Source organism: Dokdonella immobilis, assembly GCF_900115085.1.
Classification (GTDB): domain Bacteria; phylum Pseudomonadota; class Gammaproteobacteria; order Xanthomonadales; family Rhodanobacteraceae; genus Dokdonella; species Dokdonella immobilis.
This window is the reverse complement of the sequence record NZ_FOVF01000020.1, coordinates 12,559-26,937: the sequence shown is the minus strand read 5'-3', so window position 1 is coordinate 26,937 and position 14,379 is coordinate 12,559. Positions and strand designations below refer to the sequence as shown.

Annotated in this window: 10 protein-coding genes; 7 read left to right on the top strand and 3 right to left on the bottom strand. The window is 68.3% G+C overall.

All coding sequences use genetic code 11. The features are described 5' to 3' along the window. Positions 1 to 11: 11 nt before the first annotated feature. Together BM125_RS13265 and BM125_RS13260 are read right to left on the bottom strand one after the other, a co-directional pair. Positions 12 to 1,469 carry a DUF5666 domain-containing protein gene (locus BM125_RS13265; RefSeq protein WP_092408760.1) on the bottom strand — a complete coding sequence of 486 codons (1,458 nt, stop codon included), beginning with the start codon at positions 1,467 to 1,469 and terminating at the stop codon, positions 12 to 14. A gap of 229 nt (positions 1,470 to 1,698) precedes the next feature. Continuing rightward, a complete protein-coding gene (locus BM125_RS13260; protein ID WP_092408759.1) occupies positions 1,699 to 3,057 on the bottom strand; it encodes a hypothetical protein in 1,359 nt (452 codons plus the stop codon). Between the two features lie 442 nt (positions 3,058 to 3,499). Here BM125_RS13260 and BM125_RS20260 point away from each other — a divergent pair, with 442 nt between their 5' ends. The 5 genes from BM125_RS20260 to BM125_RS13240 are packed head-to-tail and all read left to right on the top strand — an operon-like array spanning position 3,500 to position 10,119. Further along, the gene (locus BM125_RS20260; RefSeq protein ID WP_175498077.1) at positions 3,500 to 4,399 is read left to right on the top strand and encodes a DUF6689 family protein; all 900 of its coding nucleotides are present in this window, start codon (positions 3,500 to 3,502) and stop codon (positions 4,397 to 4,399) included. An 11-nt stretch (positions 4,400 to 4,410) separates the two neighbouring features. Next, positions 4,411 to 5,352: an FHA domain-containing protein gene (locus BM125_RS13255; RefSeq protein ID WP_175498076.1), complete on the top strand. Its 942-nt coding sequence runs from the start codon at positions 4,411 to 4,413 to the stop codon at positions 5,350 to 5,352. Then, complete coding sequence (locus BM125_RS13250) at positions 5,349 to 8,696, top strand: serine/threonine-protein kinase (RefSeq protein ID WP_092408755.1); 3,348 nt, start codon at positions 5,349 to 5,351, stop codon at positions 8,694 to 8,696. Before BM125_RS13255 ends, BM125_RS13250 begins: the two co-directional genes overlap by 4 nt. After that, positions 8,693 to 9,478, top strand: a complete 786-nt coding sequence (locus BM125_RS13245) for a sensor histidine kinase (protein ID WP_092408753.1) — start codon at positions 8,693 to 8,695, stop codon at positions 9,476 to 9,478. Before BM125_RS13250 ends, BM125_RS13245 begins: the two co-directional genes overlap by 4 nt. Next, positions 9,475 to 10,119 carry a response regulator transcription factor gene (locus tag BM125_RS13240; protein ID WP_092408750.1) on the top strand — a complete coding sequence of 215 codons (645 nt, stop codon included), beginning with the start codon at positions 9,475 to 9,477 and terminating at the stop codon, positions 10,117 to 10,119. Before BM125_RS13245 ends, BM125_RS13240 begins: the two co-directional genes overlap by 4 nt. Before the next feature lie 50 nt (positions 10,120 to 10,169). Here the strand turns inward: BM125_RS13240 and BM125_RS13235 are convergent, their stop codons facing one another. Continuing rightward, positions 10,170 to 11,453 (bottom strand): FG-GAP repeat protein, encoded by a 1,284-nt coding sequence (locus BM125_RS13235; RefSeq protein WP_175498075.1) that lies wholly within the window; start codon positions 11,451 to 11,453, stop codon positions 10,170 to 10,172. 261 nt (positions 11,454 to 11,714) lie between these two features. On the opposite strand from BM125_RS13235, the gene BM125_RS13230 reads away from it, so the two are divergent. Then, on the top strand, positions 11,715 to 13,244 hold the full coding sequence (locus BM125_RS13230; protein ID WP_092408746.1) for a DUF5666 domain-containing protein: 1,530 nt from the start codon (positions 11,715 to 11,717) through the stop codon (positions 13,242 to 13,244). A 242-nt stretch (positions 13,245 to 13,486) separates the two neighbouring features. Continuing rightward, positions 13,487 to 14,257: a glutathione S-transferase family protein gene (locus tag BM125_RS13225; RefSeq protein WP_092408744.1), complete on the top strand. Its 771-nt coding sequence runs from the start codon at positions 13,487 to 13,489 to the stop codon at positions 14,255 to 14,257. Positions 14,258 to 14,379 lie beyond the last annotated feature (122 nt).

The window sequence follows — 14,379 nt, the reverse complement described above, 5'->3', positions numbered from 1 at the left end:
GGCGGTGGCGCTCAATCGAATCCATCGGCGAACACGCGATCGCCGCCGCCGAACCTGCCGACGATCAGCGAGCGCTGCGGCCCTTCGGGCGGCGGCGGATCGACGCCCATGATCAGGGCGACCACGCCACCGGTCAGCGTGCCGACACCATCCCAAGCGCCGTTCTGCTCGACGATGGCGCCGGGCAAGGCACCGAGAAAGAAAGTGTCCGCGTCAATCGGGTTGCCGGCGGGGTCCTCGTAGGCGACCGCGGCCGTCGTGTCGAGAGTCAGGCCGAGCACCGACAGCAACGGCCGGTTGACGCTGTCGACCGGCCCCACCGCCCTCGAGTCGGCGGCATCCGGGCCGCCGCGCAGGCGCGCCCGCGTGGCCCAGCGATTGCCCTGCCGATCCAGGTATCCACGCACTTCGACCTGGCGCGCCTGGTTTATGCCATTGGCATAGACCAGATCCTCGTCGCGCAGCTGGGCGGCGCGGCGCACCGTATTGGCCAGCACATGGACCGTGCCGTTGCCGCCCGGCACGACGTCGGCCGGAAACACGGGGCCTTCGATGCGGATGATCGGCGCGTCGAACTGGATGCCCTGGGCCACGAAGGTCAGGCCCGGGCCGAAGACGCCGTCGATCTCGGCGGCGGCGCCCGGGGCCAGGTCATCCGCGCTGCCGAAACGGAACTCCGTATTGGCATCGTAGCTCACGGCATAGGGGCCGAACTGGAACGACGTATTGGAAAGGATCGTGCCGACGATTCCGGTCAGTGCGCCGAGGGCACCGGGAGTGCCGAGCGGCACCGGCACCACGCAGGTCAGGCGCGTGACCGTGTCGAGTACGCTGCCGGCCGTGAAGTTCGGGATCGCATCGGCGCGGATTTCGAGGAATTCACCGACATCGACCGAGGCGCCGCAGTCGATCGGGCTGACGCCGGCCAGGCTGACGCGCTGCGGTCCGAGCATGATTTCCGCGCCATTGACGGCAGTGACGTAGCCCGACAGCAGCCAGCGCGGAGTCGGCGTCGGCAGGTATTCGATATACGAGGCGAGCAGGCTCGAATTGGTATCGACGTAGCCGCTCACATCGAGATGATCGCCCAGCGCGATATTGCCGATGTTGCCGCCGGGTAGTCCGGTCGAACCGGTATCGGCGGTCACCGTGACTTCCTGGCCGAGCACGCGCAGCGGATTGGTCGAGGTGACCGAACCGCGCACCGCATAGGAAAAAACGATGGTCGCCGCCGGCACTACGCCATGGGGTCCCGGCTGGGCCGCCGATGCAGTCGGAAAGCGCGCTTCCGCACGCAGTCCCGGGGTCTGCGGAATCGGACTGCCCGGCGGCAGCACCTCGTCGTCGACCACGATGGTGGTGCTGCTGTCCACCCATACCGGATGCCCCTGGATGTCGATGAATTCATCGGCCACGGCCGGCACGGCGGGGACGAGCAAGGCAAGCAGGACGGCTAGGCGGTTTTTCATGGCGGTATCCCTGAACGCTCTGACGGAAGGTTGCGGCAACCCCCGGGCTTTCAATGCCGCGGCACGGGCGAAGCATGCCGGGAGGGGCGGAACCGGGATTGCGGATCGATCCCGGCGGACGCCACGAGTCGCGTGCCGGACAGCCCCTGCGAAAAGCCGCACGCCTCCGCCCGGAATGGCGAAGGCGTGCGCGAACGGAAGGCATTGCCAGCCTCGACGCGGGTCCCGGTCAGCCGTGGCCGCTGCCGTCGTCGTCGCCACCGCCATGCCCACCATGGTCGTCGTCATCGTCGTCATCGCCACCATGGCCGCTGTCATCGCCATTGTCGCCGTTCGAGTCGCCGCCGCCACCCGAGCCGCCACCGCTGGAGCTTGCATTCGGCGTGTCCGGGAACAGGCCGCCCAGGACGACGCTGCCGGCGGACGAGGTGATCTCGATCAGGCGTCCGCGCGGATCGAAATCGAGCGGGTCGTGGCCGGGCTCGGATGGGTTGCGGAACTCGCGCTCGCCCTCGGTTCCGCCCGGTACGGCACGGACGACGATGTTGCCGTGATCGATTCCGCCGACGCTGAGACCGTAGGTTCCGGCCGGCAGGTCCTCGAGTTCGACATTGAAGTCGACCCGACTGGCGCGCTGCTCGAGGCGAGCCTTCAATTCGGGGCCGTCGTTGCCGGACGGTTCGACGCTGAGGCGATAGACCGCGTTGCCGAACGGCGGCGAACCCGAGCCGCCACCCGTCGGCGGCGACGGTGGGGCGGCCGTCGTGCCGAGGGTGGCGGTCAGGAATACGCTGGCACCCTGGCGGACCTGCACCAGCTTTCCGCGCGGGTCGAAGTCGAGCAGGACCTTGCCCGGCTCGACCGGACTGCGGAATTCCAGCTCGCCGTTGCTGCCGCCGGCGACGGCGGCAACGGCGATCGTGCCGCGCTCGACCTCATCGACGAACAGCGCATAGGCGCCGGCAGGCAGGTCTTCGGCCTCGACGCTGAATTCGGTGCGGCCCGGCATCTCCTCGAACTTGAGCTTGCCCGAGGCCGCCGGAACGAGACCGGTGTTGGCCATGAACTGGACGATCTCGCCGTTGCTGGAGGTCGTGCTGCTGTCGCCCGAGATGCCGCCGCTGCAGGTGGAGTTGTAGGGAAGGGTCAGACGCGTGATCGGCATGCTGCCGCTGGCCAGCGCCGGGTTGTCCGGATTGAACTGGACCGTACCCTGGATGCAGCTGCTGAAGCGCACGGTCAAGGTGCCCCAGGCCTGGGTCTGCACGTTGGCCGGATCGAAACTGTTGCCGAAGGAGCCACCGCGGGCCGACCAGGCATTCAGGCGGGCCATGTCGCCGGTGACAGGCCCCATGGCCAAGACCCAGGTCGGATTGCCGGCGTTGTCGTAGGTGTACCAGTAACCGAGGATGTTCTTCGAAGAACCCGAGCCGACAACCTCGAAATTGAAGCCGTGGCCGGAGTGCGCGGGGTCATACCAGGTGCCGGCGAATTCGCGGGTGATCGTGAGGGCGCCTGCCTCACCGGCGAGCATGCCCGCCAGGGCAAGAGCCAGAAGTGAAAGGGGCCGGGGCGAGAGGATGTTCATGGGGAGTCTCCGTGGATCGGGAACGGCGCCGCCGATTGCGACGTGGCCACGTTAGACGGCATGCCGGCGCCCGGATATCGGGACTTTCACCCAGCGCCGGCCAGCGCCACGCCCCAGACCGTGCGGGGCTGTCCGCGGATCCGATTCATGCAGCGATCGCGCGGGGAATCCGGAAGATCGACCGTGTGGGGGTATAGTGAGGCTCGACGGTCGCGGAAGAACTCGAGTCGAAGTTCCGGCTGTTCCGGGGGTCGCCCCGGCGCTTCGGAATCCTGCCCCGGAAACGCGCTGAAAAAGCGCTGCTGGGTGTTTCCCCGGATTGACCGGCGGGACTTCGGAACGCAGATTGGCGCATGGACGCATCCGGTTTGACGCGCAAACGGAGCAGCCCGGGCCGGACTTCCATGGCCGTCATGAATTCGACCTTGCGTGCGAGGACCCCGTGCACACACATCGCGCCATTTTGCTGATCCTGCCCTGCCTGGCCCTGCTGTCGGCACTCGCGCCGCTGCCGCGCGCGCACGCCGGCGGAGTTTGCGAGGTCACCACGAGCATCGTCGACGGAACCAAGTTCAAGGCCGACATCTGCCTGCCCAACCCCGGCGGCGGCGCCGATTTCGAAATGAGCTTCGACCTCGAATTCAAGGTCGACCCGGCGGATCCGACCAGCCTGCAGAACCTGACTGTCCCTTGCGTCGGCTTCAGCGTCGAGGTGCTCGATGCGGCGGCGATCGCCAATGTCGAAAGCCGCCTGCCCGATCCGGCCAACCAGGCCATCGACCCGGCCCTGCCGTTGCGCGTGACGATCGAGCCACCGGTCGCCTGCGGTCTCGCCTTCGAGGACGACTACGACGCCGAATTCAAGGGAGACAATCTGCTCTGGGTCCCGTTCTCGCCGTACCGGCTGATGAAGGCGCCGATCGGCGGCAACTATCGCGACATCACCAGTTCGGTCGTCGCCGGCAGCGTGCGTTCGCGCGGCTGTGGCGGCACGTTCTCGGAATTCGTCATGGTCGTGGACCAGGCCCAGAACTATGCCAGCGAAGCCGTTGCCGCGTATTCGGATCTCAGTGCGACGATTGCCGATGCGGCGGTCGGTCCCACCGCCAGCGCGACCCTGGGCAGTGATCGTAGCCTGAGCCAGGCTGCCTACGAGGCCGGCAACTTCGGCGATGCGATTGCGCGGCTCGATGACCTTCTCGCCCATTGCGGCACGCTCGGCGGACCGGCGTTGCCGAACCGCTGGCGCAGCGCGCGCGACCTGTCCAACCTCGAGGGCGAGATCGTGGCGCGTTCCAACCACCTGAGGTTTCTGCTGGACCGCCTCAACGGCAATCCCTGAGAATCCCGCTCGTGCAGGCCCGACTCAGCATCCATGTCCCCGACGAGGCGGTCCACGTTCACGAGCTGGGGCCCCGGCGCGAGTTCATCCTCGGCCGCGACCCCCAATGCGACGTGGTCGTCCACCATCACTCGATTTCGCGGCGCCACGCGAGTCTCTCGCTCGACGCTTCGGAGCATTGGCAACTGCGCGACCTCGGCTCCAAGAACGCCACCCGGGTCGATGGACGGCCGCTGTCGGCATCGCATGTGCTGAGCCACGGTGCATGGTTCGCGCTCGGTGATGTCTACGTGCGCTTCGAGCACGTCGACGACGCGGCGCAAGGCGCGAGCCGGACCGAGCAGGGACGCCGCCGCCATTCCTCGATGATCTGGAACACGCGGTTGCGCCACGGCACCCAGGCGCAGAAGCTGATCGCCGACCTGCTGCGCGGCATCGTCGATATTGCCGAGGCGAAGCGCGGATTCCTGCTCAGCACGGACCGCCATGGCGAGTGGCGCGTGCGCGCCTGTCATGCGATCGGACCCGAGGAAATTTCCGGACGCCGTTTTTCCGGCAGCCGCGGCGCGATCGAGCGCGCCATCAGCGCGCGTCGACCGGTCTACCTGAGCGACCAGCGCGACCAGGCCTGGCTGCAGCAGCAGGCCAGCGTGCTCGATGCCGGCATCCGTGCCCTGCTCGCCATCCCCCTGTTGCGCGACGGCAAGGTCCTCGGCGTGGTCTACGCCGATACCGACGACGCCGAACGCGTCTACACCGACCTCGATGCGCAGTTGCTCGACGCACTGGTCGACCACGCCGGCAACGTCATGTCCGCGCTCGAACTCGAGGCGAGCCTGGCTGAAGTGTCGGCCTTGCTGCAGGTCGGCAGCGACGGCGCGAGTGCCGAACTCGGACCGGCGCCGCACTGGACCGGCAGCCAGCCCGCGCTCGGCCGGGAGACCCGCGCATGACCGCCGGCACGCGGGATTTCGAGCACGACCCGAACGTCGCGGCGACGGTCACCGGGATGATGGCGCAACGCGAGCTGGTGATCGGCGAGGTCGTCGCCGGACGTTTCCGGATCCTGCGCATGCTCGGCATGGGCGGCATGGGCCTGGTCTACCAGGCGCATGACCTCGAACTCGACATCGACGTCGCCCTCAAGCTGCTGCGGCCGGAACTGGCCAGCCGCCCGGACGCATTCGAGCGCTTCCGCAAGGAGCTGCTGCTGGCGCGCCAGGTTTCCTCGCCACACGTCGTGCGCATCCACGATCTCGTTCGCCACGACCAGGCCTGGCTGATCAGCATGGACTACGTGGCCGGGCAATCCCTCGAACGCCTGCTCGGCGAACAGCGCACGCTGCCGCCCGAGCGCGCCCTCGACATCACCCGGCAACTGGCCCAGGGCCTCGCCGCCGCCCATCGGCGCAACGTCATCCATCGCGACCTCAAGCCGGCCAACGTGCTGGTCGACGAGAGCGGCGAAGTCCGCATCACCGATTTCGGCGTCGCCCGCATGGCCGGCGAAACCGGCATCACCGGCAGCGGCGTGGTCATCGGCACACCCGAATACCTGTCGCCCGAACAGGCGCGTGCCGAGCCGCTCGACGCGCGCAGCGACCTCTACGCACTCGGCCTGATCCTCTACGAGATGCTGACCGGCACGCTGCCGTTCCGCGGCGGCACGCCCGCGGAAATGCTGGTCCAGCGCATCGTCCGCGATCCACCGCCGGCCGACACCATCAATCCGGCGTTGCCGCCGTTCGCGGTCAGGTTGTGCGCCTGGCTGCTCGAGCTGCGCGTCGCCCGCCGCATCCCTTCGGCCGAAGCCGTCGTGCAGGCGATCGACAGCGGCAAGCTGTCAGGACGACCACGGGCACGCTGGCGCGGCGCGCAATGGGCCGCACTGGTCGGCACGCTGATCCTGATCGCGGCGGCGGGCTGGATCTGGCAGCAGCAGACCAGGCCAATCCCTGCCGTCGAACAGACTTCACCGCTCGCCGCGCCTCTCGACCTGCTGCCGCTGCCCTGGGCCAGCAGCGAGGCTGCCGATGACATGGCCCTGGCCGCCGGCATCCGGCAATGGCTCGGCGTCCGCTTTAGCGACGACCCCGAATTGCGCAGCGCCGATCCGCTGCGCGTGGACCGTGCCCTGGTCGAGCTCGGATACGACGCCTCGGCTGCCGACCGCCAGCATCAGCGCGTGCTCGAAACCATGCAGGCGCGGCAGGCGCTCGAGGGCGAACTCCGGCGCGACGGCAACGGCTGGGTACTCAAGCTGAGGCTGGTCAATGCCGAATCGGCGACACCACAATGGAGCGCCGAACAGCGGGCAGCCGGCGACAGCGCGTTGCCCGCTGCGCTCACGGCCTTGATCGGCAAGCTCGACAGCCAGTTGGGCCGGCCGTCGGGCGCGTTCGACTGGCCGAGTGCCGACGAACTGCGCGCGCTCGGCACGGCCACCCTCGGCCATGCCCCGATCGACGATCTCGAGGCCACTCGCGCCGAGGCGCTGCGCTTCCACGGCCCCGAACTGTGGTGGCAGCTGCTGCGTCGACTCGATCGCAGCGGACGCAGTGCCGAAGCGGCGGATCTCGCCGCCAGTGCCGCCGAAGACCTCAAGCCGCTCGGCACGCCGGCCGCGCGCCGTTCGCTGGCCTATGCCGAGCTCCTGATCGGCGACGCGCAGGCCGCCCTGACCACGCTGGCTGCGCTGACCGGGAAGGCTCCGAGCGATCATCCGGCACGCCTGCTGCAGGCGCGCTGCGAGGCCGAGCTCGGCAACTACGATGTCGCCATCCGGCAATTGCGCACGCTCGTGGCCGAGGACCCGCGCAATATCGACGCCTGGTATTCGCTCGGCAAGTTCTCGATCCAGGCCGGCGACGCCAAGCCGGCGGTCGATGAGTATCTCGTTCGCGCCGAAGTCCTCGCCAATCGACTGAACGACAAGCCGATGCGCGCCGACATCAGCCATGCCTACGGCATCGGCTACCGGCGCCTCGGCCAGATGGATGTCGCCGCCGAGCAACTGCGCCGGGCCGTGAAGCAGCGCGAAGCGCTGGGTGACCGCCGCGGCCAAGCCGCAAGCCTGCGCAATCTTTCGACCGTGTTGTCGATGCAGGGCCTGTTCGATCCGGCCGAAGAGGCCCTCGACCAGGCCCGCAGCATTACCGAAGCGCTCGGCGACAGCCGCGCCCTGGCCGATCTCGCCAACGCCAGGGGCGCGCTCGACGAGGAACGCGGCAACTACCGCGGAGCGCTCGACGCCTATCGCGACAGCCTGCGATTGCGCCAGAGCCTCGGCGAGGAGCGCGCGATCGGCGAGAGCCTCAACAACGTCGGCTACGCCTACTACCAGCTCGGCGAATTCGACAACGCGCAGACCTACTGGCAGCAATCCGCGGCGACCTACGAGAAGATCGACGATCGTTACGGACTCGTGCATGCGCACCAGAGCCAGGCCCTCGCCGAAATCGCGCGCGGCGACTGGAAGGCCGCACGCGATCTGCTCGAGGGAAGCCTTGCCACGGCCGAAACCCTGCAGATGGCCGAGGAGCGCACGGTCAGTCTGGCCACGCTGGCCGAGCTCGACCGTCTCGAAGGCCGCATGACCTCGGCCCTGCAGGAGTCCGAATCCGCGCTGGCCGAATTCGAACAGCGCAAGGACCCGCGCGGCATCATCGAAATGAAACTGCTGCGTGGTGCCATTGCCGCCGATCTCGGCGACTTCGCCGGCGCCCGCCAGGCGATCGGTGAGCTCGGCCCGGACAGCGTCGCCGAACAGGCCAGCGTGCTGCGCTGGCGCCAGGCCGAGGTCGTGTTCGGTCTCGGTCATGCCGAGGAAGCGCTGAAGGCCGTCGACGAGGCGATCGCTGCCGCCGTCTCGGCGCACGGTTATGCCGCCGAATTGCAGGCCCGCCTGCTCAGGGTACGCATCCTCGGCGAATTGAAGCAGCCGCTCGCCGCGGCGAAGGAATTGCGCACGGTCAAGGACGGTCTGGTCCGCTATGCCAGCGTTCCGATGCGCCTGGACCTCGCCGAAACCGCACTGCGTGTCGGCGGTCCCAATGCCGCGGCCGACTACCAGCAGGCACGCAACCTGCTCGCCCGACTGCCCTCCTATGGGCGCGCTTTCGCCATCCATCAGTACGGCTCGCGCTTGGCAGCGCCCGGCAGCGCGGCGCAGGTGCAGGCGCGCGAGCTGGCCCGCAAGGCCTTCGACGAGCTGCTCGCGAATACGCCGCCGCTGCGGCAGCAGACCTTGCGCGAGCACGCTGGCGCGATCGGAGTCGCCCTGGATCCAGCGCAATGAGGACTCCGCCGCCCGCGCCATCGAGTGGTGACGAAAACCTGCGCATGCGCAGCGAGCTGCTACGACTCTCCGAACAGCAGAACCGCCTGTTCGCGCAGCTGCAGGCAGGCGAAGAGCACTTCAAGCAGTTGGCGCGTTCGGTCTGGCGCGTCCAGGAGAACGAACGGCGACGCCTCGCACGCGAGCTGCACGACGGCATCGGCCAGCACCTGACCGCGCTGCGCCATCGCCTCGAGGGCCTCGGCCAGAATGCCTCCTGCGCCGAGGATGCGCGACTGCGCCAGGCCTTCGACCTTTGCGAAGTCGCGATCGCCGAGGTGCGGGCCCTGTCGCGCCTGTTGCGTCCGCAGATCCTCGACGACATCGGTCTCGACGCCGCCCTGCACTGGCTGGCGCGGCACAGTTCCGAAGACACGCGCTGCACGATCGATGTGAATGTCGGCAAGTTGCCGTCGCCGCTCGACAGCGACCTGTCGACCCTGATCTTCCGCGTGGTCCAGGAAGCCCTGGCCAACGCCATCAAGCATGCCGAGGCGCGCCAGGTCATCGTCAGCCTTTCGCAACGCGGCGACAGCCTGCTGCTGCTGATCGTCGACGATGGCCGCGGCTGCGACGTCGACGATGCGCTGAGACGATCGAGCGAGAGCGAGAGCACCGGGCTGGCCAGCATGCGCGAACGCGTGCGCCTCTTCGGCGGTCAGCTCGAACTGGTCTCGCAACCCGGCGAAGGCTTGCAGTTGCGCGCGCGCCTGCCCCTGACCATGGAGCCCGACGCTCGATGAAGCTCATTCGCGTGCTCGTCGCCGATGACCACACGATCCTGCGTGAGGGTCTGGTCGCCCTGCTCAACGGCAGCGGCGACTGCCGCGTCGTCGCCCAGGCCGCCGACGGCATGAGCGCCGTCGAGCTGGCCCTGCAGCATGAACCCGACGTCATCGTCCTCGACATCTCGATGCCCAGGCTGAACGGCATCGAGGTGATCCGGCGCCTGAGCAAGGAGCTCGAGCATTCGCGCATCCTGGTCCTGACCATGCACGCCGAGGAGGAATACGTCCTCCACGTCGTGCGGGCCGGTGCCTCGGGTTTCCTGCTCAAGGACAGCGCCAGCGAGGAGCTGATCGATGCGGTGCGCACGCTGGCCAGCGGCAGGGGCTATTTCGGTTCGCATGCCTCGCGCGTGCTGGCCCAGCAGGTCAAGCAGCCGAACAGCCGCATGGAAGATCCGTACCGCGACCTCACCGACCGCGAACGCGAGGTATTCCATCTGATCGTCGAAGGCATGACCACGAAGGAAATCGCCAGGCACCTGTCGATCAGCACGAAGACCGCGGAAAACCATCGGTTCCGGGCCATGGACAAGCTCGGCGCTCGCAATTCCGCGGAATTGATCCGCTATGCGGTGAAGCACGGACTGCTCGACTGATTCCGCCTTCCGGCGATCCCCCGGCGGCGCTCATGGTCGTCACACACGTTTCAGTGGGCGGCGATGCAGGCCGCCGCGCCGACGTCGTCGAAACCTTCGATGAATATCGCGTCGGCGGAATCACGCCAGTAGGCCGCGCCGACGTGACTCGGCGCGCCGCTGTAGCCGGGTACCCCGACCAGCCAGCGTTGCGTCTGGGCGGCAACCGACCAGCCGACGAGTCCGCCCGGCGTGGTCTGCGCCAGCGCTGGCCCGGCCGCGGCCAGCCAGCTGGCGCCATTGAAGACGTAGCGCGTCGCGCCCCCGCAACCGGCCAGGGCAAACGGCGCGCCGACCAGCAATTGATCGCCATCCAGCGCGACCGACCAGCCGAAGCGGTCGCCAGCCAGGCCACCCGGGGCGGCAAGATGCGCCTGTTGCGTCCACAGTTGGCCCGAGCGCCCGAACACGAACGCGCCGCCCACGCCGGCATCCGCCAGCGGTGCGCCAATCACGGCCCGATTGCCGGACAGGCTGACCGCACTGCCGAACAGATCACCGTTGGCTGCGGTCAAAGGCAGCAGTCGGGCCTGCTGTGTCCAGTCCGATACGACAAATTCGAACACGTAGACGGCGCCGCGCCCGTAGCTTCCGGCCTGCGCAGATGTCCATTGTGGCGCGCCACCCAGGAGCGTGCTCCCGCTCAGGGCCACACTGGTGCCGAGTGCGTCACCCGCACTCGCGTCGTCGGCCTGCAGACGGTCGGTTTGCGTCCAGGTACCGTTGCTGCGCTCGAAGACATAGAGTGCACCGGCCGCATTGTCCGCGGCGGGCGCGCCGACCACGACGCGGCCAGCCTGGATGGCGAGCGCGGCCCCGAAGCGCTCATCCGGCAAGGCCGGTGTAGCGCCGAGCTTCTGTTGCAGCACCCAGCCGAAGCCATCGTTCACGTAGACATATACGACACCGCCGCCCTGGCCGGGAGCGCCGATCGCCAGCGTATCAGCCGACAGGCCCAGCGCCGCGCCGAACAGGTCGCCCGGGGCGAGATCGATCGGGTTCAGGGCGACCGGCTGCGCACAGCCCTGGCCGGTGCATTCATAGACGTGCACGACGCCGCTGCGCGAGAAATCACCCGGGGCGCCAGCGGCCAGCCGCGGCCCGTCAAGCGCCATCGCATAGGCCAGTTCGGCGCCCGGCTCGGTGTCGGCCAGCAACAGGCTCTGCGCGGCGCAGTCGCCGCAGGCCAGGGCGATGACCAGCGCGAGGACGGCCCAGGATCGACTCCAGGCACGCGAAACCCGGCCTGCGCACAGTGCGCCAGCTCGGCTGTCGATGGTGTGACGCAGTTTCATGAGTGCACTACGCCACGCGCCCATGGGCAAGGTCAAGCGGATGCTGGGTGATTTGCCTCAGCGCGCGAGCGAGTAGTGCGGACGCCCGAGCAACCACGCGCACGGTGCAATCCGCCCAGTCCGGTTGGGTGAAACAACCCATGCGGCCCCTGTGCCGGCAGCGGCTGGCTAGCCTCGCTTCGTGCCGGCGTCCTGTGCCGGCCTGCTCCCGATGCACCGTCAGCGGACGGCGTGTCGGGCAAACAACGAGGAGCAAACACCATGCATGCCAATCCATTCCATCGCGTCCGGCGTTCGTCCGCGAAGACCCCGGGACGTCTGGTCCTGATCGTGGCCCTCGCCGTGGCGCCCGGCCTGCTCGCGGCGGCGGCCGACAGCGTCATCATCAACGGCCAGCGCACCTTTGCCATCGGTCCGCAGACCACCTACAGCCTCGATGGCACCGCAATCCCGGCCGAGGAGGCGGCGCGCATCGGTGCCGGCTACAGCGCCCAGGTCGTGGCCGGCAACGTCGCCCCGGATGTCAGCAGTGGCGATGCGGCCCAGGTCGACCTGCGCACCCTGGTTCGTGGTCCGGTGACCGCCACCGACCCGCTGAGCGTACTCCGCCAGCCACTGGTGATTACTGCCGAAACCGTACTCGTCGACATCCCCGGCGGCGATCTGGCCAACCTCGAAGTCGGCGACCTCCTCGACGTCAGTGGGTTCCTCGACAGCAACGGCGCCGTGGCGGCCACGCGCGTCGCCCTGGGAAGCGATCCGGGCGCCGACTGGAAGCTGTTCGGCCAGGTCTCCGGCCTCGATGGCGCCCTGTTCTCGATCGGAGCACAAGCGATCGACTCGACCGGCGTGACTCCGTCCGGCTGCGTTCCGGCGCTGCAGGATGGCCAGTACGTCGAGCTCGAATCGCTGCCGGATGCCGGTTACGTGAACGGCTCGGTGCTCGGCCAGCTGACCCGACTGGAGTGCGAGGACCCCGATTTCGACGACCCGCCGCAGGGCACGATCGCGGCATCGCTCGAGGGCATCATCTCGGCCTTGCCGGATCCGCTGCCAACCCCGGCGAGCTTCGGCATGCTCGGTGTCGAGGTCGTCACGACCGCGCAGACCGAGTATCGCGCCGGCACGATCGAGGATCTCGATGTCGGCGTGCGGGTCGAGGTCGAAGGCGTCTTCGACGCGATCAGCGCCACCCTCACCGCGCATGAGGTGCGCTTCGTGCAGGGCCAGGTGCGCTTCGAGGCGCCCGTCGATCCAGCCGATGTCGCGCCGGGCGATTCGATCCTGATCATGGGCAGCAGCGCCGCGTTCAGCGCACAGACCCGCGACGAGGACGGCATCGTTTCGGGACTGCCGACGCCAACCCAGGTCGAACTGCGTGGACTGATCGATCGCGACGGCCAGATCTTCGCGACCCGCGTGCGCGAACGTGGCCAGCCCGACCTCACCGACACGCGTTTGCGCGGACCGGTCGCCGAAATCAATGCACCGCAACTGACCCTCCTTGGCGTTGCCGTCGATACCAGCACCGCGCAGTTCCGTGATCACGCCGGGAATGTCATTTCGTCGACGGAGTTCTTCGCCCGTGTCTTTCCCGGCACCCTGGTTTCCGCCGAAGACGCCGTCTACGACCCGATCGGGGCGACCCTGGTCGCCGGTGTCGTCGAACTCGAGGAGAACACCGTGCCTTCAGCGCCGAGAGGGGCCTCGGGTCCGGTCGGACAAGGCATCGCCCGCGGCACCGTGACCCTGATCGGCGCCGATGCGATCTTTGCCCACGGCTTCGAATAGATACCCGCGCGTTCGGCAACGCACTGCCCCGTCGATGACTTCCTCTGCACGGGAAGCGTCGGCGGGGCACCATCCGTCGAAGTGGTTGCCCCCACGTGCTGCCAGGGACCATGGGACTTTCGTACCATTGATCGGCCCGGCCCGGCACGCCATGGTGCCTGGCATTTGCGGAACCTGCGTGGCGTCGGCGAGCAACGCGCGCGATCCGCAAGGGCTGCCCTCTCCCCCAAGCGGAACATCCCATGCCCGTTCACTATGTCAGCGTCGAGGAAGCCATGCAGCGCGATGGGCTGCGCATGGTCGTGGTCGGTGGCGTGCCAAGCCTGTGGGGCGAGGCGGCCAAGGGTATCCTGCACGTCAAGCGTCTCGACTGGGTGGCGGTACGCCTGGTCTACGACAACGAGGCGCTGACGTCCTGGGCGCGCCAGCGCAGTGGTCCGGTTCTGTTCCACGGCGATGACGAACCGCGCTCGCGCTGGGACGACATCCTGATGCTCGCGGAGCGGCTGGCCCCCGCGCCTGCGCTGTTGCCCGAGGAGCCCGGCGAACGCGCGCTGGTCCTCGGCCTGTCCCATGAAATCTGCGGCGAAGGCGGACTGGGCTGGTCGCGCCGTTTGCAGATGGTGCAAGCATCGCTGCAGGGGCAAGGCGGATTTCCCGAGCGCGTCGCAAGATATCTCGGCCACAAGTATGGCTACGGAACCGAGGCCGACCGTTCGTGTGCGGCACGGGTCGGCGGGAAGCTGCGCATGCTGGCCGCTCGATTGCGCTCGCAACGTGCTGCCGGAAATGCGTACCTGGTCGGCTCGACGCTGAGTGCGGCGGACATCTACTGCGCCACTGCGATGGGCATGTTCGACCCGTTGCCGCCCGGCCAGTGCGACATGGATGCCGCCTTGCGCGAGGCGTTCGCGCTCCGCGACGAGGCGACGACCGCGGCGCTGGATCCCGTTCTGTTGGACCATCGCGAACGAATCTACACCGAATACCTCGAATTGCCGCTGTCGCTCTGATGCATCGGCGTGGAGCCGGACGCAAGCTGGGCGCCGCGACGACGTCGACGGCAATGCAGTGGTTGCGACACTACCCGCGTGCCATCAAGAAAGGGCGGGAAACCCGACCCGGATCTCCCGCC